Genomic DNA, 22,030 nt, shown 5'->3' with positions numbered 1-22,030 from the left:
GTCGCGCTGATTTCCCAGCATGTTCCGGTTTTGAGAGGTCCAGTGACTGCACAAAATCCTGCCGCCGGCAAACCGGTCGATCCCGCCTCTCTCGCCAACGTGCCGCGCCTGGTCACGGCCTATTTCGCGGGCAAGCCCGACACCGCTGATCCGACCCAGCGCGTCGCCTTCGGCACCTCGGGCCATCGCGGCTCCTCGCTGAAGAATTCCTTCAACGAGGACCACATCCTGTCGACCACGCAGGCGATCTGCGACTATCGCCGCGACGCCGGGCTGACCGGCCCGCTGTTCATCGGCATCGACACCCATGCGCTGGCCGAGCCGGCGCTGGCGAGCGCGGTCGAGGTGTTCGCCGCCAACGGTGTCGAGATCATGATTGACCAGCACGGCGGCTACACGCCGACGCCCGTCATCTCGCACGCGATCCTGAGCTACAACAAGGGACGCAGCTCCGGCCTTGCCGACGGCGTCGTCATCACCCCCTCGCACAATCCGCCCGACGATGGCGGCTACAAATACAACCCCCCGCATGGGGGCCCCGCCGACACCGACGTCACCTCGGTGGTCGAGAAGGCCGCCAACCGCTTCATGGAAGAGGGGATGAAGGCCGTCAAACGGATGCCGTTCGATCGCGCCAGGAAGGCCGCGACGACGCATCTCCATGACTACGTCACGCCCTATGTCGCCGATCTCGGCAACACGGTCGACCTCGCACTGATCAAGTCGGCCGGCGTCAATATCGGCATCGACCCGCTCGGCGGCGCCGCCGTGCATTACTGGCAGCCGATCATCGCGCGCTACGGCATCAAGGCCAGCATCGTCAACACGGCGGTCGATCCGACCTTCCGCTTCATGACCGCGGATTGGGACGGCAAGATCCGGATGGACTGCTCCTCGCCGTTCGCGATGGCGAGCCTGATCCAGATGCGCGACAGATTCGACGTCGCTTTCGCCAATGACACCGACGCCGATCGGCACGGCATCGTCACCCGCTCGAACGGGCTGATGAACCCGAACCACTTCCTGGCCACCGCGATTTTCTATCTGTTCGGGCACCGGCCGCACTGGCGCAAGGACGCTGCGATTGGCAAGACCGTCGTCTCGAGCTCGATCATCGACCGTGTGGCCAGGAAGCTCGGCCGCAAACTGGTGGAGACGCCGGTCGGCTTCAAATGGTTCGTCGAAGGCCTCGGCACCGGCACGTTCGGTTTCGCAGGCGAAGAAAGCGCCGGCGCGTCCTTCCTCAAGCAGGACGGCTCGGTGTGGACGACGGACAAGGACGGCATCATCCTGGGGCTGCTCGCCGCCGAGATCATCGCCAGGACCGGGCGCGATCCGAGCGAGTTGTTCAGCGACCTCACCAAAGAGCTCGGCGTACCCTACTATGAGCGCATCGACGTCGCGGCGACGCCGAAGCAGAAGAACGCGCTGAAGGCGCTCGGCCCCGACCAGCTCAACATGACGCAGCTCGCGGGAGACGCGGTCCGCGCGGTGCGAACCAAGGCGCCGGGCAACGACCAGTCGTTCGGCGGCATCAAGGTCGAGACCGACAATGGCTGGTTCGCGGCGCGTCCCTCGGGCACCGAGGACGTCTACAAGATCTACGCCGAAAGCTTCCGCGGGCCCGATCATCTCAAGCAGATCCAGGGCGACGCGCGGGCCGCGATCGCCAAGGCGTTCTGAGTCCCGGCGACGGTTGACGCGATGCGTGTGCTGCTGACGGGCTCGTCGGGCTGGCTCGGGTGCTTCCTTGCGCCGCGGCTGCGGCAGGCCGGTCATGACGTGACCGGCCTCGACGTGGTCGCAGGCGAGGCGACCGATGTGATCGGCTCGGTGGCCGATCGCGCCACGGTCGACCGGGTGTTCGCCGACCACGGCATCGAGGCCGTGATCCACGCCGGGGCGCTGCACAAGCCGGACATCGAACGGTTTCCCGCGCAGGCCTTTATCGACACGAATGTCACCGGCACGCTCAATCTGCTGCAGGCCGCGGTCGCCGCACACCACGACCGCTTCGTCTTCACCTCGACGACCTCGCTGATGATCTCGCAGGCGATCCGGGACGGCGAAGGCCATGCCGCCGTCTGGCTCGACGAGACCGCAGGGCCGCTCGAGCCGCGCAACATCTATGGCGTGACCAAGCTTGCCGCGGAAGGGCTATGCCGGCTGTACAGCAGGGAGCATGGCCTGAACTGCGCGGTGCTGCGCACCAGCCGCTTCTTTCCCGAAGATGACGATACGATCGATGATGTCGGCGGCGAGAACCTCAAGGCCAATGAGCTGCTCTATCGCCGCCTGACGGTCGAGGATGCAGCGGAAGCGCATCTTGTCGCGTTGGAGAAGGTCCGTGGTTTTGAGGTCTTCATCATCAGCGCGCCGCCGCCATTCTCGCGCGGCGATGTCGAGGCGCTGAAATCCGATGCCGCCGGCGTCGTTGCGCGTGTCTTCCCGGAAGCCGCCGACCTCTACGCGCAACGCGGCTGGCATCTGCCGGCGAGCATCGGCCGGATCTACGATCCGTCCAGGGCGGAGCGGCTGCTCGGCTTCCGCGCCAGGACCGATTTCGCCGCGCTGCTGCAAGCCATGCGTGCAGGGGCGCCGCTTCCCTTCGCCCACGATCCCGACTATGTCTCACCGTCGACGAGGCTGAAGCATGGCTGATTTCCACGGCGTCTTTCCCTATCTGGTGTCTCCGGTCGATCCGGCCGGCCACATCCGCACCGAGGTACTGGGCCGGCTCTGCGACGATCTGATCAAGGCCGGGGTGCACGGGCTGACGCCGCTGGGATCGACCGGCGAGTTCGCCTATCTCAACAATGCGCAGCGCGCGACCGTGGTACAGACCACGATCGAGGCCGCGCAAGGCCGCGTACCCGTGGTCGCCGGCGTCGCCTCGACCTCGACGGCGGATGCGGTCGCACAGGCGAGGGCCTATCAGAAGCGCGGTGCCAACGGCATTCTGGCGATCATGGAGGCCTATTTCCCGGTTGGCGACGCGCAGGTCGAATCCTACTTCCGCGCCATCGCCGATGCCGTCGATATTCCCGTCGTCATCTACACCAATCCGAACTTCCAGCGCTCGGATTTGACGCTCGACGTCATCGCGCGGCTCGCCGAGCATCCGCGCATCGGCTACATCAAGGATGCCTCGACCAATACCGGGCGGCTGCTCTCGATCATCAATCGCTGCGGCGACAGTATCAAGGTGTTCGCGGCGTCCGCGCATATTCCCGCCGCAGTGATGATGATCGGGGGCGTGGGCTGGATGGCCGGACCTGCCTGCATCATCCCGCGCCAGAGCGTCGAGCTCTACAACCTCTGCCGCCGCACCCGCTGGGACGAGGCGATGGTCCTGCAGCGCAAGCTCTGGCGGATCAACGAGGCTTTTGCCCGCTTCAACCTCGCCGCCTGCATCAAGGCGGGCCTGGCCTTCCAGGGCTACGACGTCGGCGATCCCGTGCCGCCGCAGGCGCCGCTCACGGTCGAGCAGCGCAACGTGATCGAGGCGGCGCTGCGGGACTTGAGCTGAAATCCTGTGGGCAAAGGAGCGCAAGCGACGTGCCCACCATTCCCGACGTGCTCGTCATGGTGGGCACGCTTCCGCCTTCGCTCGTTGAGCCACCGTGGACGGGGTCGCTTTGCCCACCCTACAAGTCTCGGCTGACGGTCACTTCCTGGTAACTGATGCGCATGGCCTCGTCCCCGAGGCCTGTTGTCTCGCGGCGGAAATCCGCTAAAACCCCTGCCAATTCTTTGCAATCTCGAAGGACTTCGGAATGAACATTCTTCCCGGCAATATGCGTTTTGGTGCAGGCCAGCCCGTCAAGCGTCTGGAGGACCAGCGGCTGCTCACCGGGAAGGGGCAGTTTATCGACGACAAGCCGGAGGACGGTGCACTGTGGCTGCACGTGCTGCGCTCGCCGCATGCGCATGCGAAGATCAAATCGATCGATACCAAGGCGGCGCTGGAGATGGCCGGCGTCGAGGCCGTCTATACCGGCGCCGATCTGATCAAGGACGATATCGGCACGTTGCCGACGCTTGCGATCTTCAAGCGGCCGGACGGCAAGCCGATGAGCGTGCCGCCGCGGCGCCTGCTGGCGCATGAGATCGTGCGCTTTGCCGGTGAGGCGGTCGCGGCCGTGGTCGCGACTTCGCGCGTACTGGCGCAGACCGCGGCCGAGGCGATCGCCGTCGATTACGAGGTGCTGCCCTCGGTGGTCGATCCCGTCGAGGCGATCAAAACAGGCGCGCCCGCGGTCTGGGAAGAGGTGCCGGACAACATCGTCGCCGGCATGAGCTATGGCGATGCCGCCAAGGTTGAGGAGGCCTTTGCCAAGGCCGCGCATACAGTTTCGCTCGATCTGGTCAGCCAGCGCCTGGTGCCGTCGGCGATGGAGCCGCGCTCGACCATTGCCGAGATCGAGAAGAAGACCGGGCGCCTGCTGCTGCATGTGCAGTCGCAGACCCCGGGCTCGACCCGCGACCTGCTGGCCGACGCGATCCTGAAGCGGCCGAAGGAGAGCATCCGCGTGCTGGTCGGTGATATCGGCGGCGGCTTCGGCCAGAAGACCAGCCTCTATCCCGAAGACGGCATCGTCGCCTATGCCGCCACCAAGCTGAACAGGAAGATCCGCTGGCGCGGCGACCGCACCGACGATTTCGTCGGCGGCACCCATGGCCGCGACCTCACCTCGACCGGCGAGCTTGCGCTCGATGCCAAGGGCCGCGTGCTGGCCTATCGCGTGCGCTCGATCGGCGGCACCGGCGCCTATTGCAGCGGCACCGCCAACATCATTCCGCTGATCCTGGGTCCCTTCGTGCAGACCGGCGTCTACGATCTGCCGCTGGTGCATTTCGAGGTGAAGTCGGTGATGACCAACACCGCGCCGGTCGGCGCCTATCGCGGCGCGGGCCGGCCCGAGGCTGTCTTCATTGTCGAGCGCCTCTTTGACGCTGCCGCGCGAAAAATCGGGATGGATCCGCGCACGCTGCGCAAGGCGAACTACATCAAGCCGGCGCAACTGCCCTACACCAACGCCGTCGGCCAGGTGTACGACTCCGGTGCCTTCGCGCACATGATGGAGCGGGCCTCCGAGCTTGCCGACTGGAACGGCTTTGCCGCGCGAAAGAAGGCGGCGAAGAAGAAGGGCCTGCTCTACGGCCGCGGCCTGACCAGCTACATCGAATGGACCGGCGGCACCGCCCACACCGAGAAGGTCTCGCTGCACGCGACCGCGGAGGGCCGCATCATCCTGCATTCCGGCACCATGGCGATGGGGCAGGGCCTGCAGACCACCTACAGCCAGATGATCTCGGATACGCTCGGCATCCCTACCGACAAGATCGACGTCGTGCAGGGCGACACGGATCTGGCCACCGGCTTCGGCAGCGTCGGCTCGCGCTCGCTGTTCGTCGGCGGCACGGCCGTTGCGGTGTCCTCGAACGACATGATCAACAAGGCGCGCGAGAAGGCGTCGCAGATGCTGGAGGCTTCGATCGAGGACATCGAGTATCGTGCCGGCGTCCTCACGGTGGTCGGCACCGACAGACGCGTCACGCTGTTCGAGATCGCGCAGAAGGAGAAAGGTGCGCAGCTCAGCGTCGACAGCGAAGGCAAGGTCGACGGGCCGAGCTGGCCGAATGGCACGCATATCTGCGAGGTCGAGATCGATCCCGAGACCGGCATCACAAAGGTGGTGCGCTACACCACGGTCGACGACGTCGGCGTCGCCGTCAATCCGATGCTGGTGACCGGCCAGGTGCATGGTGGCGTCGCCCAGGGCATCGGCCAGGCGTTGTACGAAGGCGTCGCCTACAGCGAGGAAGGGCAGCTCCTGACCGCGAGCTATCAGGACTATTGCATCCCGCGCGCCGACGACATCCCGCCGATCTCGGTGACGCTGGACGATTCCGCGCCGTGCAAGACCAATCCGCTGGGCGCGAAAGGCTGCGGCGAGTCCGGTGCGATCGGTGGCCCGCCCTGCATCGCCAACGGCGTGATGGATGCGCTGAGCGAGCTCGGCATCACCCAGCTGAACACGCCGCTGACGCCGTCGAAGATCTGGCAGGCGATCCGCGACGCGAAGGTGAAGGCGGCTTAAGTAAAGTTACGCCGTCATGGCCGGGCTTGTCCCGGCCATCCACGTCTTTGCTTCCAGACCGGAAGACGTGGATACCCGGGACAAGCCCGGGCATGACGAAAGGGGCGCCCTACAACCCCAACACCATCTTCGCGATGATGTCGCGCTGGATCTCCGACGAGCCGCCGAAGATCGTGTAGGCGCGTCCGTTGAGATATTCCGGCACCACCGGCAGCAGCTCCTCGGGGATCGCGGGCTCGTGGTTGAGCTTGTAGAACGGCCGCGCCGGCTCGACCGCAAGGCCGTCATTGCCGATCACATCGACCCCGAGCTTTGTCACGGCCTGGCGGATCTCGCTGTTGCGCAGCTTGAGGATCGATGACACCGCACCGGGATTTTGTCCGGTCTGCAGCGCTGACAGCACGCGCAGCTCTGTCATCTCCAGCGCGTCGATATCGACCTCGACCTCCGACATCCGCATTGCGATGTCAGGGTCGTCGATCGCGCGTCCCGTCACATCTGATACCGCGAGCTCGGAGATCGTCCGCAATGCCTCGCGCAGTTTTGCCGACGCGATGCCGGCGCCGCGCTCGAACTCCAGCAGATATTTGCCGTAGGTCCAGCCCTTGCCTTCCTCGCCGACGCGGTTGGCGACGGGCACGCGGACGTCGTCGAAGAACACCTGGTTGACCTCGTGGTCGCCGCCGATGGTCAGGATCGGCCGCGTCGTGATGCCTGAAGACTTCATGTCGATCAGGATGAAGCTGATGCCATCCTGCTGCCGCTCGCTCTCGTTGGTGCGCACCAGCGCGAACATGCGGTTGGCGTGATGGGCATGGGTCGTCCAGATTTTCGTGCCGTTGATGATGTAATCGTCACCCTCGCGCACCGCGCGGGTCTTCAGCGATGACAGATCGGAGCCGGAGCCCGGCTCGGAATAGCCCTGGCACCAATAGTCCTCGCCGGAGAGGATGCGCGGCAGATAGAAATTCTTCTGCTCCGCCGTGCCGAAGCCGATGATGACGGGGCCGACCATCTTGACGCCCATCACGTTGACATTGGGCACGCCGGCGCGGGCACATTCGGCCTCGAAGATCCAGCGCTGTGCCGGGGTCCAGTCCGGCCCGCCATGCTCGACCGGCCAGCCCGGCGCGCCCCAACCCTTGGCGTGCAGCTTGCGCTGCCAGGCCATGCCGATGTCGGGATCGGAGAATACCGACGGCGTCAGCGCGGTGGCGCGCTTCAGCTCCGGTGTCAGGTTCGTCGCCAGGAAGTCGCGGACCTCCTGTTCGAAGGCGCGCTCCTCGGCATTGAAGGTGAGATCCATCCTAGCCTCCGCTTAAGCCTGCGTCCGGCCGCTCAGCGCGGCATGGCGGCGATAGTGATGCGCGCTGCCGCCGAACAGCGTGTCGAAGGCGAGCAGGCGCTTGAAATAGAGACCGATGTCGAGCTCTTCGGTGACGCCCATGGCGCCGTGGAGCTGCACCGATTGTTCGGCGACGAAGCGCGCGCATTTGCCGATTTTTGCTTTGGCACCGGACGCCGCGCGGCTGCGCGCCACCGGCTCGGCATTGGCCATCAGCGCCGCCCGCAGCGCCATCGAACGCGCCTCGTCGCATTGCATCGCCATGTCGGCGAGGCGGTGGCGGATCACCTGGTTGGCCGAGAGCGGCCGGCCGAACTGCTTTCGAATCTTGGTGTATTCCAGCGTGGTCTGCAGCAGGGTCTGCATGATACCGACCGCCTCCGCGCCAAGCGCCGCCATCGCGCGGTCGACGACCGCCTCGATCGCGGGCAGTGCGTCGCTGCCGTCGCCGAGCAGCGCGTCGGCAGGCAATTGCACGTTCTTCAGATCGAGGCTGCAGCCGCGGCCGCCGCCGAGCCGCGAATAGTCGCGCAACGAGAGGCCGGCCGTTCCCGCCGGCACCACGAACAGGCAAAGCTTTCCGGATGAGCCATTGGCATTGGCGACGCGGGCCGAGACGATGATCTGGCAGGCTGCGGCGCCGTCGAGCACGGCCGTCTTGGCGCCATTCAATCGCCAGCCATCGCCGGTCTTCGTCGCCATCGTCTCGACCTTGCCAAGATCGAAGCGCGCGGCGCGTTCCGAATGCGCCATCGCGAGATAAAGTCCGCCTTCGGCAATCTCCGGCAGGATCGCCTGCTTCTGCGCCTCGGTCCCGCACTCCGTGACCAGCGCCGCGCCGATCACGACGGTGGAGAGATAGGGCTCGGTCACCAGCCCGCGCCCGAACGCTTCCATCAGGATGCCGACATCGACCGCGCCGCCGCCGAGCCCGCCATAGCTCTCACTGATCGGCAGCGCCAGCCAGCCGAGCTCGGCGAACTGCTTCCAGATCGCGGCCGAGAAGCCGAGCGGCTCGTTCGCCGTTGTCTTGCGGTGGTCGGCGGTAAACGTTTCCGCCACGAAGCGGTCGGCACTTTCGCGCAGCAGGCGCTGCTCGTCGCTGAGATTGAGGTCCATCTGTCCTACTTCACATTGGCTGATTTGCGGACGGAAGGATGCAGACCCGACGGGTCAACGATCATGCCGAATTCCTGCAGATTGTGCGCGTGGCAGAGCTGATGCAGCGCGAAGGCCTGGTCGATCGCGGCAGGCTGGCCCATCACGTCGACGGATCGGTTGACCGCTTCCTTGGTCAGCTTCAGCGCGAAGGCCGGCTTGGCTGCGATCTTGCGCGCCAGCGCCAGCACGAAGGCGGATAGCTCGGCACGCGGCACCACGTGGTTGACCATGCCGAGCCGATGCGCTTCCTCCGCGCTCCAGACGTCGGCGGTGAACAGAAATTCCTTGGCCTTGCGCGGGCCGACTTCCCAGGGATGCACGAACCACTCGACGCCGCAGACGCCCATCGTGACGACGGGGTCGCAGAACTCGGCGTCGGTGCTTGCGACGATGAGGTCGCAGGCCCAGGCCAGCATCAACCCGCCGGCGATGCATTTGCCCTGCACCTCGGCAATGGTCGGTTTTGCCAGATTGCGCCAGCGCCGCGTGATCTGCAGATAGATCTCCTGCTCGCGCGCGAAGCGGCCGTGCGCGTTCGGCTCGGCGAAGCCGCCCCAGTTACCGACCGGCGGAAAGTCGACGCCGGCGCTGTTCTTGCCCGCAGGGCGCAGATCGTGGCCGGCGGAGAAATGCGGATCGCTGCCGGCCAGGATGATGACCTTGATCGCGTCGTCCTGCACCGCCTGGTCGAAGGCGGCGTTGAGGTCGTAGGTCATCTGCAGGTTTTGCGCGTTGCGCGCCTCGGGCCGGTTCATCACGATCCGCGCGATCGCAGGCTCCGGCCGCTCGATGCGGATCGTCTCGAATGTTGTTGTCATGGATCCTCCCCGGGATCGGCTTTGCGACATGATGACTGGGGCGCGGATGGATAGGCAAGGGTAAATTGGCGGAATGCAGGATTACGTTGCGAAAGCGATCTGATAGGTTTGCCAGGAAAATTCCACCGGGAGAACTTTTCATGCGTAAGCTTTGGACCGTGCTGGCGGCGCTGGCGTGCCTGAGCCTGACCAATTGCGGCTACAACGCGATCCAGACCAATGACGAGCAGGTCAAGTCGGGTTGGTCTGAGGTGGTCAATCAATACCAGCGGCGCGCCGATCTCGTGCCGAACCTCGTCAATTCGGTGAAGGGCTTTGCGCAGCAGGAGAAGGACGTGCTGCTCGGGGTCACCAATGCGCGCGCCAAGGTCGGCAGCATCCAGGCGACGCCGGAGGTGCTGAACGACCCGGCGGCGTTCCAGAAATTCACCCAGGCCCAAAGCGAGCTGACCGGCGCGCTGTCGAAGCTCCTGGTCGTCACCGAGAACTATCCGCAGCTCAAATCGGACGCGTTGTTCCGCGATCTGATGTCGCAGCTGGAGGGCACCGAGAACCGCATCACGGTGGCGCGCAACCGCTACATCAAGGCGGTTCAGGAGTACAACGTCGGCATCCGCACCTTCCCGAACAACCTCACCGCGATGATGTTCGGCTACAAGGAGAAGCCGAACTTCTCGGTCGAGAACGAGAAGGAAATCTCGACCGCGCCGAAGGTCGATTTCAATCCGACGCCGGCGCCGTCGAAGTGACCGCAGCCGTCGGTTCGCGATGATCCTCGCGCGCGCGATCCTGTTTGCGCTGCTGCTGGGCTGGGCGGTCCCGGCGCTGGCCGAGGTCGCGGTGCCGCCGCTCAGCGGCCGCGTGGTCGACCAGACCGGGACGCTGTCGGCGGGCGACATCGCCTCGCTGACGCAGACGCTGAAGGATCTGCAGACCCGCAAGGGCAGTCAGGTCGCGGTGCTGATCGTGCCGACCACGGGCGAGGAGACGATCGAGCAGTTCGGTATCCGCGTCGCCGAAGCCTGGAAAATCGGGCGCAAGAAGATCGATGACGGAGCGCTGCTCGTCATCGCCAAGAACGATCGTCATTTGCGGATCGAGGTCGGCTATGGCCTCGAAGGCGCGCTGACCGACGCGACTGCACGGCGGATCATCGACGAGGTGATCACGCCAAAATTCAAGGCCGGCGATTTTGCCGGCGGCGTCTCTGCCGGCGTCAACAGGATGATCGGCGTGATCGACGGCGAAAAGCTGCCGGCGGCGGAGCCCGAGCATTGGCAGGCGCCCGAGCTGTTCGACCTGGCGAATCCGGCCGTGCTGATCGGCATCGTCGTGCTGTCCGGATTCCTGCGCACGATCCTGGGGCGGTTGATCGGTTCGCTCGCGACCGGCGGTCTTGTCGGCGCCTTCGCCTGGATGGCGATCGGATCGATCGCCACGGCTATCGTGGTGGGCGGCATCGCATTCGTCGCGGCGATGATCTTCGGGGCCTTGAACTGGGGCAGCCCCGGGGCCGGCCGGCGCGGCGGCTATTCCGGAGGCTGGTCCAGCGGCGGCTGGAGCAGTGGTTCGAGTTCGAGCGACAGCGGCAGTTTCAGCGGAGGTGGCGGCAGCTTTGGTGGCGGCGGCGCCTCGGGAAGCTGGTAGGGCTTAAGGCTTGCATGACTTGGAGCTGGTAGGACTTGGAGCCGGTAGGGATATGAGCATCAAGCGCATCGGCAGGCATTTGATCGAGCATCGCTGGCGGGTCCGGCGCGAGTTTCCGCCGCGCGTGCTGCACGCGATCGAGCAGGCGATCAGGGCCGGCGAGACGACGCATTCGGGCCAGATCCGTTTCGTCGTCGAAGGCGCGCTCGACGGCGCGCCGCTGTTTCGCAATCAGCCGGCACGCGAACGCGCGATCGACGTGTTTTCGCATCTGCGAATCTGGGACACCGCGCACAACAACGGCGTGCTGATCTATCTCCTGCTTGCCGATCACGACGTCGAGATCGTCGCCGATCGCGGCATCAATGCGAAGGTGGGTGCCGCAGGATGGGAGGCGATCTGCCGCGAGATGGAAACGGATTTCGGCGCAGGCCGCTTCGAGCAGGGGGTCATCAAAGGTATTGAGGCCGTGTCGCGGGAGCTTGCAAGACACTTTCCGCGGACGGTGGGTGGTGCGAATGAGCTGCCGGATGCGCCGGTGATGATGTAGACAACCAACTCTCTACGTCATTGCGAGCGAAGCGAAGCAATCCATCCGTCCACACGCTCGGATGAATGGATTGCTTCGTCGCTTGCGCGCCTCGCAATGACGGAGGGACTATCCCCTACGCCGTCACCGACGGCCGCTCGGCCACCCGCTTGAACCACGCCGCAATATGCGCATTCGACGGATCAAGCGGCTGGCCGACCTTGCCGCCGAAATCGAGGAAGCAGTAGAGCAGGATGTCGGCCAGCGTGAATCGCTTGCCGCAGATGAATTCGCGGCCGTCGGCCATCTGGCCGTCGAGCCATTTGAGGCGGTTGGCCGCCATCGCCTTCAGGCCGGGCGAGGCCTCGGGCACGCAATGGATGCGCTTCTCGAACAGCTTCAGCCCTTCGCTGAAGCGAAAGCCGTTGGCGAGCGGCTCGCAGATGTTGAGATCGATGCGGCGGGTCCACATCCGGCATTCGGCGCGCTCTTCAGCGGTCGATCCGATCACCGCCGGCGCCGGTGTCTTCTCCTCGAGATATTCGCAGATCGGAATGATCTCGGAGACGTAGACGCCGTCGTCGAGCTCGAGCGTCGGCATCTGGCCGTGCGGATTGCGCTTCAGATGCGCGGCCTCGCGGTTCTCGCCGCCGCGCACGTCGACCGTCTGTTTGGGCATCTCGATGCCCTTCTCGGCCATGAACATCCGGACGATGCGTGGGTTCGGTCCGACCGAGTCGTAAAACTTCATAGTCCTCGCTCCTTGCTTTGGGGCATTGTTGTTGGGTGCTGTTGAACAGGCCGCGCGAGCATTTGTCAAATCAGGTGGCGCGCGGCCCTCCTCGTCATTGCGAGGAGCTCGCGACAAAATTGCAAAGCAATTTTGCGCTGAAGCGACGAAGCAATCCATCTCTCCGCGCGCGGTGCCATGGATTGCTTCCGCCTTCGCCAAGGCTTCGGCGGACAAGTCGCTTGGCTCGCAATGACGGAGAAAGCGGGCGCTCAGTCGTCGAGCTTGTTGAGATCGCGCACCGACTGCATGATCGGCTCGAAGTTGGAGCGCGCGTCGAGTGCGTCGAACAGCTGCGCGGTGTCCTCCAGCAGTCCGTGCGAGCGCGCGATCGCGATCCGCACATCGTCCTGCGGCGTGTCGGAGAGCCGGCCGTGGCCGGACAGCAGGATCTTCGAATTCAGCCCCTTCAGCCGCTCCAGCGACTGGATGTAGTCGGCGATCGAGCCGGAGCCGAACACGCCGCCCATCACGCCGCCGGGCATCAAGGTGTCGGCGGCGAACAGCAGGCCCTTGTCCTGATCGAACAGCGTGATGCAGGCCGAGGTATGGCCCGGCGTATACATCACGTTGAGGCGGAAATTGCCGAGGTCGATCAGATTGCCTTCCTCGAGCCAGATGTCGATGTTGATCGGCACGTTCGGCTCGTTGAACATCTTGCGCAGCATCGAGAAATCATCGCGCAGCATGATCTTGTTGGCGGCAAGGCGATGCGCGGCGATGTAGGCCTTGCCGTGGAAATGATAGGCGGCGCCGATATGGTCGAGATGCTCGTGGCTCAGCACCACCATGTCGATCATCTCGGGCGTGACGCCGATATGCTTCAGGCAGGTGAGAAGGTGGGGGTAGTTGGTCGACAGCCCGACGTCGATCATGATGGTCCGCCGGCTGCCGCGTATCAGATAGGCATTGGCGGCGCGGTTCTTGAAGCGGACCTGGTAGACGTCCTCGGTCGCCTGGATCAGCGTTGCGAGCTCGCTGTCGAGCAGGGTCTTGAAGGGGCTCGGACGGCGGTCGCTCATGGGTTCGCGGCGCTCCGGTAGGTGACGGCGTTGGAGGCGCGCAGCCGTTTCGACAGCGCGTCCATGATCATCAGTGCGAACGCCGGCTGCTGGCTGACGAGGTAGACGAAGCGGGCGTGGTTGATCCGCATCACTTTCGTGTGCGGTGCCACCGCGATCGCGGTGGCGGAGCGCGACGAGCCGTCGATCACGGCCATCTCGCCAAAGAACTCGCCCTTGCCGAGGGTGACGATCACGGTCTTGTCAGCGCCGTTCATCTTGGCGATTTCGACCTGGCCGTCGAGCACCACGAAAAGTTCGCGCCCGGTGGAACCTTCCTCAAAAATGACGTCATCGACAGCAAATTCGTTGATGCACTTTTCGATCGTCATGACCATCCCCGCCTTCTGGCTGGATCTTCCGGACATGTTAGTCGGGAAAAGCCTGCAAGCAAGCGGAGCAGTCGGATTGCCGCAAGGCAGCATTCAGCCTGAATCCAGCCCGGAAAAGTTCCTAAAATTTCGGTAAGTCCGCCCAAGTAACGATCCAGGTAACGATTTCGCAAGCAATAAAAGTTACCAAATCCTCAACCCATTCTGGAGACTTTGAACGTGAGTGAGCAGCAGAGCGAGCCGGTCAGTGAAGCGGTTTCCGACACGGCGGCCAGGGCCGAGCCGGTGATGGCCGCAGCCGCGGTCGAGGCTCCCCGTCTCGCGCCCGAGCAGGAAGAGACCTCCCCGAAGGCCGACGCGCCCAGGATTGAGATGCCCAAGGCGGAAATGCCCAAGGTTGAGGCCTTCACGGTCAAGGCGGAAGCGCCGAAGGTCGAGCCGCCCAGGATCGAGATTCCGAAGGTCGAAGTGGCCAAGGTCGAGCCGAAGGACGAGCCCCGTTTCCCGGGCAAGCTGATGATCATGGCGCCGGGCGAGCGGACCTGGGATCACGAGGCAACGGCAGCAAAGCCGGCTGCCGAGGAGACCAAGAAACCGTCCGGTGCACGCCGGTTCGCCGCGATGGCGGCCATGGTAGCGCTGGCCACGGTAGCGGGTGCGATCGGCGGCGCGCTCGCGACTGCAAGCTTTGGCCAGCCCAATGGTGGCGCGGCTGTCGCGGCCACCAAGGATGCCGCGGCCACTAGGGCCGATGCGGTGGAAGCTTCGATCGCCCGGATCGACTCCGAGCTGCTCGCGCTCAAGGCCAGCGTCGAGCACTCGACCAAGATGGGCATGAGCCAGTTCAACAAGACCAGCGACCGTCTCGACAAGGTCGAGAAGGCGCAGGCCGAGCCGCTGGCCAGGATCGCCAAGCTCAGCGAGTCCGTCGACAAGCTCCGCGCCACCCCGCCGGCCGTGCCCGCACCGGTTGCCGCCGCCGCGCCCGCTGCGGCCAGGGACGTCACGGGAACGGTGACGCAGCCTGCGACGACGACTGCCGCAGCCGCTCCGGCGCCGGCAAAGCCCGAGGTCGGCCGTTTGCCGACCGTCGAAGGCTGGGTGCTGCGCGACGTCGCCAACGGCGGCGCACTGATCGAGGGCCGCCAGGGCATCTTCGAGGTCTATGCCGGCGATCCCGTTCCCGGCCTCGGCCGTGTCGACGCCATCCGCAAGCAGGACGGCCGCTGGGTGGTCGTCACCAGCAAGGGCCTGGTCATCGCGCGCTAATCCGCGGGATCCTGACGTCGCGAGGCGCTTCACCACGATGTGAAGCGCCTTTTTTCTTGAATAGGCTTTGCAGGGCGGTGTTAGTGGGGACATGAGCCGCGCGCTGCGATGCCTGTTCGTCTTGTCCGTCCTGCTCTGCGGCGCTTCGCTCGTGCGCGCGGGCGAGGACCGCGCGCTGGAGCGCGGCGCGGCGGTGATCGATCCCGCCGTGCTGCGCGAACTCGATCAGGGCCGCTTCGGTCTCGGGCGCATGCTGTGGCCGGAGCGTTCGGCCGATCTGCCGCTCACCAACAGCCTGCTGTTCCAGTTGCCGTCGATGGCGCCGGTCCGCGCCGCGCTCGATCGCGAATTCGATCGCTATGTCGACAAGCACAGGGCGACCCTGCCGAACGAAAGCATCGGCGTCGGCGACGACTTTGCGTTCCAGCTGTTCGACCGCGCGCTGCTCGACTCCCCCGACGTCCGCTTTGTACTGGCCGGCGTCGTCAACCGCATGGACCGCGCCTATGTCGCGCCGGAGAGCTGCGGCGAGATCCGCCTGATCTATCGGCTGACCCGCATGGATGCGACCATGGTCGGCGAGAACGCGGTGTCGCAGCGCCTGCCGATGACGCTGAACATCGTGCTGAAGGCGAAGGGCGACCACGCTAGGGATCGCAACGGCACTGAGATCACCTGCCGCGAGCTTGCGCGACGGTGGCTTGCGATGGGCTCGCCATTGGCCGGCGAGCGCATGCTGGACGTGTTGTTCGGCAAGGACGGTCCGCTCGACCTGATCAGCTATGAAAACATCGATCGCATCGAGACCAACCTGCAGATCGCACATGCGCCGAAATCAGCGGTGCGCGACTTCCGCACCGACTATCTGCTGAAGGTGTTCGATTTCGTCAGCCAGACGAAGCGCTTCGAGGAAGCGCCGCTGGAAAACCAGATCGATCGCGACCGCCTTCTGGGCGACGAAGCGCTACGTCGCGAGTTCAGGGCGTGGCTCCTCGATCCCAAAAATTTCGCCGCGCTCGATCGTGGGACGATTCTGATCCCGGAGAAATTCCTTGCCAACAGCGCGGTCGCGCCGACGCCGGTGGGATTTGACGCGTCCGACCTGCAGCCGGAATTCGGGCTGGTGCAGGGCGAGGGTGCTTCGGACAAGGCGGTGTTCTCCGAGAACGACGTGGTCGGTGCGTTGAAGAAGGCCACGGCAGACGGCGCAAAACTGCAGAACATCCAGTCGCTCGCCGGCTTCGAGCGACGCCTCAACGACGTCACCTGCGCGGGCTGCCACCAGACCCGCGGCATCGGCGGCTTCCATTTTCCCGGCGTCGACTGGATGGCGGCAAAACCGTCGAACGCCACGGTGGTGCCGGCCTCGCCGCATTTCTTCGGCGACCAGGCGCGCCGCCGCGATATCCTCACCGCGTTCCGCGACGGCAAGTCGCCCGATTTCTCCCGCGGCTTTGCCAACCGCCCGCAGGCGCGCGCCAGTGCCGAGCTTGCCGGGACGGAGTACAGCGACGGCTGGGGCGCGCATTGCTATCAGGCGGATGCCAAGGGTCCCGCCGACAAGAGCTTTCGCGGCTGGACCTGCGCCGCCGGGCTCGCTTGCCAGGTTGCGGGCAAGACCTCCGGCATGGGCATGTGCTTCGTGAAGGGGCGGTAGTTGCACGTTCCCCGGATGCTGCGCAGCGCGCAGCGGTGCGCTGCTGATCCGGGGCCCATGCCGCAACACCGGGGAAGCATGGGTCCCGGCTCTGCGGCGCAGCGTTGCACGCTGCACCGCGTCCGGGACACGAGGAGACACCCAGATTGACAGTGGTCTTACTAATCGTGTTTCATCCCCGAAAAGAACAAGGGATGGACGCATGGACGAGGTCATCATCGTCGGCGCCGGCATCGGCGGATTGACGCTCGGCCTCGCGCTGCATCAGGCCGGAATTCCCTGCCGCATCTTCGAATCCACGTCTAGAATCCGCGCCGTGGGCGTCGGCATCAATCTCTTGCCGCACGCGACCAGGGAACTCGCCGCGCTCGGCCTCGAGGACGCGCTGGCGAGAGTGTCGATCACGACGACGGACGCCACCTTCTTCAACCGCTTCGGACAACTGATCTACCAGGAGCCGCTCGGCCGCCTTGCCGGCTACGATCATCCGCAATTCTCGATCCATCGCGGCGACCTGCAGATGCTGCTGCTCGATGCCTTCTGCGCGCGCGCCGGCGCCGATCGTGTCGTCACCAGCAGCCACTGCGTCGCCGTTGAGCAGGACGCTGCCGGCGTCAGCGTGACGTTTTCGGATGACGGCAGCCATCGTTCCATCGTGCGCGGCCGCATCGCAATCGCCTGCGACGGCATCAATTCGGCGGTGCGCAAGCAGTTCTTTCCGGATGAAGGCGAGCCGCGCTATTCCGGCGTCAACATGTGGCGCGGCGTGACGCGGTGGAAACCCATGTTATCCGGCGCCAGCATGGTGCGCGCCGGTTGGCTGTCGCATGGCAAGATGGTGATCTATCCGATCCGCGCCGCCGGTGCCGACGGGCTGCAACTCGTCAACTGGGTCGCCGAGATCGAGACGCCGAATTATCGCAAGCGCGACTGGAACAGAGCCGGCTCGCTCGACGATTTCCTCTGGGCCTTCGCCGACTGGCATTTCGACTGGCTCGACGTGCCCGCCTTCATCCGCGCTGCCGACAGCGTGCTCGAATTCCCGATGGTCGACCAGGACCCGCTGCCGCGCTGGAGCTTTGGCCGGGTCACGCTGCTCGGCGACGCCGCGCATCCGATGGTGCCGCGGGGCTCGAACGGAGCCGGCCAGGCGATCCTCGATGCGCGCGCGCTGACATCGGCCCTGCAGGCGCATGACGATCCCGTCGCCGCGCTCGCCGCCTATGAACAGCAGCGGCTGGAGGCGACCACGCGCATCGTGCTGACCAACCGCAGCAACCCGCCGGATGCCATCCTGCGCGAGGTGTTCCTGCGCACGCAGGACAGGCCGTTCCGCGCCATCGAGGACGTCATCAGCCGCGAGGAATTGATCGCAATGTCCGAGGGCTACAAGCGGATCGCCGGCTTTGCGAAGGACGCGCTGCGCCGCTAGGCCGCGGCCTTCGCGCTGAACACAGACAAGCGGCCGCAAGAGGCGCATCCGGAGGAGGGACGGTGATGGCGGAGACTGAGACGATCGACGTTGCCGGCTATATCGATCAGCAGCCGGTCGGCGCGTTCCAGATCAAGCTGCTGCTCACCTGCGCGGCGGTGCTGTTCCTCGATGGTTTCGACACCCAGGCGATCGGCTATGTCGCCCCCGCGCTCGCCAGGGAATGGAGCCTGTCGCGTGCTGCGCTCGGACCGGTGTTCAGCGCAGGCCTGTTCGGCCTGATGATCGGCGCGCTGGTGTTCGGCCCGCTGGCCGATCGCGTCGGCCGCAAGGCGATCATCGTCGGCGCGACGCTCGCCTTCGGCCTCGGCTCGCTCGCCACCGCCTTCGTCAACGACGTCAACACGCTGCTCGTCGTTCGCCTGCTCACCGGCCTCGGGCTCGGCGGCGCGATGCCGAATGCGGTGGCGATGACGTCGGAATTTTCTCCGCATCGCCGCCGCGCCACCATGGTGATGGTCATGTTCTGCGGCTTCTCGGTCGGCGCCGCGCTCGGCGGCCTGCTCGCGGCCGCGCTGATCCCGCATTATGGCTGGCGCTCGGTGTTCATCGTCGGCGGCATCGCGCCGCTGCTGCTGACGCCGGTGCTGGCGTGGCGGTTGCCGGAATCCGCGCGCTTCCTTGCGCTGAGCGGCCGTGCGCAGGGCCGCGTCGCCGAGCTGCTCGGCCGGATCAATCTGAAGGCCGCGCCGGTCGCAACCAGCACGCAATTCGTCGTGCACGAGCCCAGGCTCGCGGGCCTGCCGGTCGTGCATCTCTTCAGCGAGGGAAGGACGCTGCCGACGCTGCTGTTGTGGATCGTGTTCTTCATGAGCCTGCTCGACCTCTATTTCCTGGCGAACTGGCTGCCGACCGTGCTCAACGACCTCGGCGCCTCGGTCTCGGCGGCGGCGATGATCGGCGCGATGCTCCAGGTCGGCGGCGTGGTCGGCACGTTCGCGCTGGGAAGCGTGGTCGACCGCTTCTCGTTCCGCGCCTTGGCGCTGGTCTATTTCGTCGCCGTGTTCGCCGTTGGCGCAATCGGCCAGCTTGGCCACTCCGCCGCGCTGGTGACGCTTGCGATCTTCGCCGCCGGCTTCTGCATCGTCGGCGGCCAGATCGCGGCCAATGCGCTGGCGGCGAACTTCTATCCGACCTCGGTGCGCGCCACCGGCGTCGGCTGGGCGCTCGGCATCGGCCGGGTCGGCTCGATCATTGGCCCCCTGATCGGCGGCGCGCTGATGACCGCGAAATGGAGCACGGCGGAGCTGTTCATCACCGCGGCCTCGGCCGCTCTCTGCGCGGCTCTGGCGGCGTTTGCGCTGAGCCGCGTGGTCGGCACGCGCCAGACGTCATCGTTTGATGCTATGGTGCAACCGGCGACCAGGACTTGAACCGCCAGACCGTGAGCGGAGACCGGCCGATGAGCTCTTCCGAACAGGACAAGCAGCGCAATCGCGAGATCGCGGAGAACGAGGCCGAGCGCCAGACCATCGGCGACGCCCGCGTCAGCATCTGGGCGATCGCGGTCACCATCATCATCGGCGTCATCGTCGCCGGCATCGTCTGGGCCTGGATGAGCCGCTGATCCTTTTACGCGTAGTGTTTTAGTCGTGGGCCGGGCAGCAGATCATAGGCCGATTTCCAGCCGGGCAGGGCAGCAATGCGACCAAGCCACGCGCTGATATTCGGATGGCTGGTCGCGAAGTCGTAGCCGGTCTCGTCGCTCGGATAATGCAGATAGGCCATCATCGAGAAATCCGACACCGTTGGCTTGGCACCGATCATGAACACGTTGCGGCCGACATGCTGCTCAAGGATGCCGAGGAAATCGTCGAGCCGCGCGCGAAAATGTTTCAGCACCTTGGGATCGGCTGACGGCGTGAAGGTGCGCAGGAAGCGGTAGGTCGCCATGTAGCCGGAGAGTTTCTGGTTGTCCCAGAACAGCCAGCGCAGCAGCTCGAACTTTTCGGCCTCCGTTTCGCCGCCGAACTTGCCGTATTGCTCGGCCAGTTGCAGCAGGATCGGTGCCGTCTGGGTCCGCCGCTCGCCGTCGACTTCCAGCACCGGGATCTCGCCCATCTCATTCACGGTCGCCCGCCACTCCGCCGTCCGCGTCACGCCGCCACCGAAATCGGTCCACACCGGCTCGAACGTCTCGCCGCACAGCGTCAGCATCAGCGCGAGCTTGTAGCTGTTGCCGGATTCCGGGAAGTAATGGAGGCGATAGGTGGGCATCTTCAAGCTTTCGTTGTCGGCGGGATATTCGCCTCGCCCCGCTTGCGGGGAGAGGCCGGATCGCATCGTAGATGCGATCCGGGTGAGGGGGAGCCTCCGCGAGCCCGTCTGTCACCGACCTCGCGGAGGCTCCCCCTCATCCTGACCTTCTCCCCGCACGCGGGGAGAAGGGAAAGAGATAGCGTCAGTGTGGCGAGGGGGCTAAGCCACCGCGCCGGACGCACGCAGCTTCTTGATCGTGGCCTCGTCATAACCAGCCTGCCGCAAAATCTCGTCGCTGTGCTCACCTACCTCGGGCGGCTTGCGCGGCTGCACCTTCTTGACGCCGTCGATGAAGATCGGGCTGTTCACCGTCAGCATGGTGTCGTTCTCGAAGCGCACCAGCACCTCGTTCTCGATCATCTGCTTGTCGTGGGGGATGTCGTCGAGGATGCCGACGACGCCGAACACCAGGCCGTTGCCGTCGAGGATCTTGCGCCATTCCGCGAGATCCTTGCCGGCGAACACCGCGTCGAAGATCTTGATCAGCTCGATGGAGCGGGAATGGCGTTCGGCCTTGGTGGCGAAGCGGGCATCGGTGACGAGGTCCTCGCGCCCCATGCAGCGCGCCAGCGTCGGCCATTGCCGCTCCTCGTTGAGCAGCGAGAGGATGATCCAGCGGCCGTCCTTGCACTTGTAGTGATTGGTGACCGCATTCAGCGCCTGCTCGCGCGGCTTGCGCTTCTGGAATTTCGCGCCGACCAGCTTGGCCTGCGCCAGCACGCCATTGGCCCAGATGCCGTTCGCCATCAGATTTGTCGCGACATGCGAGCCCTTGCCGGTCTTCTCGCGCTTAAACAGCGCGGTGACGATCGCGCCGTAGAACGCCATCGCGCAGGGATGATCGCCCATGCCGGCGACCGAGCGGGCCGGGGTGATCGCCTCGTCGGCGCGCACGAGATCCATCAGGCCGGAGCGCGCCCAATAGGCATTGCTGTCGAAGCCGGGCTTGTTGGCCTCCTCGCCCTTCTCGCCATAGCCGGTGAAGGAGGCGTAGATCAGCCGATCGTTGAGATGCGCCAAATGATCATATGTGATGCCGAGTTTTTCGCGCACCTGCGGCGGCATGTTGGTGATGAAGACGTCGGATTCGGCGACCAGTCTGTAGAGCACCTCGCGCGCCTCCGGCTTGGTGAGGTCGAGCGCCAGGCTCTTCTTGTTGCGCGCCTCCAGCATCCACGCGAAATTGTGCTCGCTGTGCGGATAGCCCGGCAGGTTCGGCAGGTTCCGGTAGGGATCCCCGGTGCCGGGCGGCTCGATCTTGATGACGTCGGCGCCGAAGTCCGACAGCACCGTCGCAGCCGCGGGCGCCGCGATGAAGCTCGCGCAGTCCAGCACCTTGAGCCCGTCAAAAATGCCTTTTTCCATGATGCCGTGGCTCCCGCGACGCTTGTTGGTGTTTTTCCGGTGGCTGGAATTATCGCTCACGATGATCCCGCGCTATCAGGCATTTGACCCATCTCGGCGCGGCGATGCAACGGCACTTTCTCGCCTAGGGCCATGACTTGTAGGGTGGGCAAAGCGTAGCGTGCCCACCATCGGAGCACGCCGTGAATGGTGGGCACGTCG

General features: G+C 65.3%; 20 protein-coding genes. 12 read left to right on the top strand and 8 right to left on the bottom strand.

The genetic code is table 11. From position 1 onward, the window contains the following. Positions 1-42: 42 nt before the first annotated feature. From pgm to JQ604_RS31645, 4 genes are all read left to right on the top strand, one after another. The gene (pgm, locus tag JQ604_RS31660) at positions 43-1,683 is read left to right on the top strand and encodes a phosphoglucomutase (alpha-D-glucose-1,6-bisphosphate-dependent) (protein ID WP_212364624.1); all 1,641 of its coding nucleotides are present in this window, start codon (positions 43-45) and stop codon (positions 1,681-1,683) included. Between the two features lie 21 nt (positions 1,684-1,704). Then, positions 1,705-2,661, top strand: a complete 957-nt coding sequence (locus tag JQ604_RS31655) for an NAD-dependent epimerase/dehydratase family protein (RefSeq protein ID WP_212364623.1) — start codon at positions 1,705-1,707, stop codon at positions 2,659-2,661. Then, positions 2,654-3,529: a dihydrodipicolinate synthase family protein gene (locus JQ604_RS31650; protein ID WP_212364622.1), complete on the top strand. Its 876-nt coding sequence runs from the start codon at positions 2,654-2,656 to the stop codon at positions 3,527-3,529. Before JQ604_RS31655 ends, JQ604_RS31650 begins: the two co-directional genes overlap by 8 nt. Before the next feature lie 247 nt (positions 3,530-3,776). Continuing rightward, the gene (locus JQ604_RS31645; RefSeq protein WP_212364621.1) at positions 3,777-6,104 is read left to right on the top strand and encodes a xanthine dehydrogenase family protein molybdopterin-binding subunit; all 2,328 of its coding nucleotides are present in this window, start codon (positions 3,777-3,779) and stop codon (positions 6,102-6,104) included. A 109-nt stretch (positions 6,105-6,213) separates the two neighbouring features. Here JQ604_RS31645 and JQ604_RS31640 read toward each other — a convergent pair whose 3' ends face one another. Genes JQ604_RS31640 through JQ604_RS31630 form a run of 3 tightly spaced genes read right to left on the bottom strand, consistent with a single transcriptional unit; the run spans position 6,214 to position 9,428 of the window. After that, on the bottom strand, positions 6,214-7,410 hold the full coding sequence (locus JQ604_RS31640) for an acyl-CoA dehydrogenase family protein (protein WP_212364620.1): 1,197 nt from the start codon (positions 7,408-7,410) through the stop codon (positions 6,214-6,216). Between the two features lie 12 nt (positions 7,411-7,422). After that, positions 7,423-8,568: an acyl-CoA dehydrogenase family protein gene (locus JQ604_RS31635; RefSeq protein WP_212364619.1), complete on the bottom strand. Its 1,146-nt coding sequence runs from the start codon at positions 8,566-8,568 to the stop codon at positions 7,423-7,425. A 5-nt stretch (positions 8,569-8,573) separates the two neighbouring features. After that, entirely contained in the window at positions 8,574-9,428 is an 855-nt protein-coding gene (locus JQ604_RS31630) for an enoyl-CoA hydratase (protein ID WP_212364618.1), read from the bottom strand. 140 nt (positions 9,429-9,568) lie between these two features. Between JQ604_RS31630 and JQ604_RS31625 the strand changes: the two genes are divergently transcribed. The 3 genes from JQ604_RS31625 to JQ604_RS31615 are packed head-to-tail and all read left to right on the top strand — an operon-like array spanning position 9,569 to position 11,625. After that, entirely contained in the window at positions 9,569-10,177 is a 609-nt protein-coding gene (locus tag JQ604_RS31625) for a LemA family protein (RefSeq protein WP_212364617.1), read from the top strand. A 19-nt stretch (positions 10,178-10,196) separates the two neighbouring features. Beyond that, on the top strand, positions 10,197-11,075 hold the full coding sequence (locus JQ604_RS31620) for a TPM domain-containing protein (protein WP_212364616.1): 879 nt from the start codon (positions 10,197-10,199) through the stop codon (positions 11,073-11,075). A 52-nt stretch (positions 11,076-11,127) separates the two neighbouring features. Further along, positions 11,128-11,625, top strand: coding sequence for a TPM domain-containing protein (locus JQ604_RS31615; RefSeq protein WP_212364615.1), 498 nt, complete (start codon positions 11,128-11,130; stop codon positions 11,623-11,625). 115 nt (positions 11,626-11,740) lie between these two features. Here the strand turns inward: JQ604_RS31615 and JQ604_RS31610 are convergent, their stop codons facing one another. The 3 genes from JQ604_RS31610 to JQ604_RS31600 all read right to left on the bottom strand — a co-directional run bounded on the left by JQ604_RS31610 (position 11,741) and on the right by JQ604_RS31600 (position 13,787). Further along, on the bottom strand, positions 11,741-12,355 hold the full coding sequence (locus JQ604_RS31610; protein WP_212364614.1) for a glutathione S-transferase family protein: 615 nt from the start codon (positions 12,353-12,355) through the stop codon (positions 11,741-11,743). A gap of 251 nt (positions 12,356-12,606) precedes the next feature. Continuing rightward, on the bottom strand, positions 12,607-13,416 hold the full coding sequence (locus JQ604_RS31605; protein WP_212364613.1) for an MBL fold metallo-hydrolase: 810 nt from the start codon (positions 13,414-13,416) through the stop codon (positions 12,607-12,609). After that, positions 13,413-13,787 (bottom strand): Crp/Fnr family transcriptional regulator, encoded by a 375-nt coding sequence (locus tag JQ604_RS31600; RefSeq protein ID WP_212364612.1) that lies wholly within the window; start codon positions 13,785-13,787, stop codon positions 13,413-13,415. Before JQ604_RS31600 ends, JQ604_RS31605 begins: the two co-directional genes overlap by 4 nt. Before the next feature lie 219 nt (positions 13,788-14,006). On the opposite strand from JQ604_RS31600, the gene JQ604_RS31595 reads away from it, so the two are divergent. From JQ604_RS31595 to JQ604_RS31575, 5 genes are all read left to right on the top strand, one after another. Continuing rightward, positions 14,007-15,056 carry a hypothetical protein gene (locus JQ604_RS31595; RefSeq protein ID WP_212364611.1) on the top strand — a complete coding sequence of 350 codons (1,050 nt, stop codon included), beginning with the start codon at positions 14,007-14,009 and terminating at the stop codon, positions 15,054-15,056. A gap of 91 nt (positions 15,057-15,147) precedes the next feature. After that, positions 15,148-16,713, top strand: a complete 1,566-nt coding sequence (locus JQ604_RS31590) for a hypothetical protein (protein ID WP_212364610.1) — start codon at positions 15,148-15,150, stop codon at positions 16,711-16,713. A 202-nt stretch (positions 16,714-16,915) separates the two neighbouring features. Continuing rightward, the gene (locus tag JQ604_RS31585; protein WP_212364609.1) at positions 16,916-18,145 is read left to right on the top strand and encodes a flavin-dependent oxidoreductase; all 1,230 of its coding nucleotides are present in this window, start codon (positions 16,916-16,918) and stop codon (positions 18,143-18,145) included. 65 nt (positions 18,146-18,210) lie between these two features. Next, a complete protein-coding gene (locus tag JQ604_RS31580) occupies positions 18,211-19,578 on the top strand; it encodes an MFS transporter (protein WP_212364608.1) in 1,368 nt (455 codons plus the stop codon). Positions 19,579-19,607: 29 nt separating this feature from the next. Continuing rightward, the gene (locus tag JQ604_RS31575) at positions 19,608-19,772 is read left to right on the top strand and encodes a hypothetical protein (protein WP_212364607.1); all 165 of its coding nucleotides are present in this window, start codon (positions 19,608-19,610) and stop codon (positions 19,770-19,772) included. Between the two features lie 5 nt (positions 19,773-19,777). On the opposite strand, the gene JQ604_RS31570 is transcribed toward JQ604_RS31575, so the two are convergent. After that, complete coding sequence (locus tag JQ604_RS31570; RefSeq protein WP_212364606.1) at positions 19,778-20,422, bottom strand: glutathione S-transferase family protein; 645 nt, start codon at positions 20,420-20,422, stop codon at positions 19,778-19,780. A gap of 201 nt (positions 20,423-20,623) precedes the next feature. Next, positions 20,624-21,829 (bottom strand): CaiB/BaiF CoA transferase family protein, encoded by a 1,206-nt coding sequence (locus JQ604_RS31565; protein WP_212364605.1) that lies wholly within the window; start codon positions 21,827-21,829, stop codon positions 20,624-20,626. Positions 21,830-22,030 lie beyond the last annotated feature (201 nt).

This window comes from Bradyrhizobium jicamae (assembly GCF_018130695.1).
In the GTDB taxonomy this organism is placed as follows: Bacteria; Pseudomonadota; Alphaproteobacteria; order Rhizobiales; family Xanthobacteraceae; genus Bradyrhizobium; species Bradyrhizobium jicamae_B.
The sequence above is the reverse complement of the archived record's forward strand: the minus strand, read 5'-3'. Positions and strand labels throughout refer to the sequence as shown.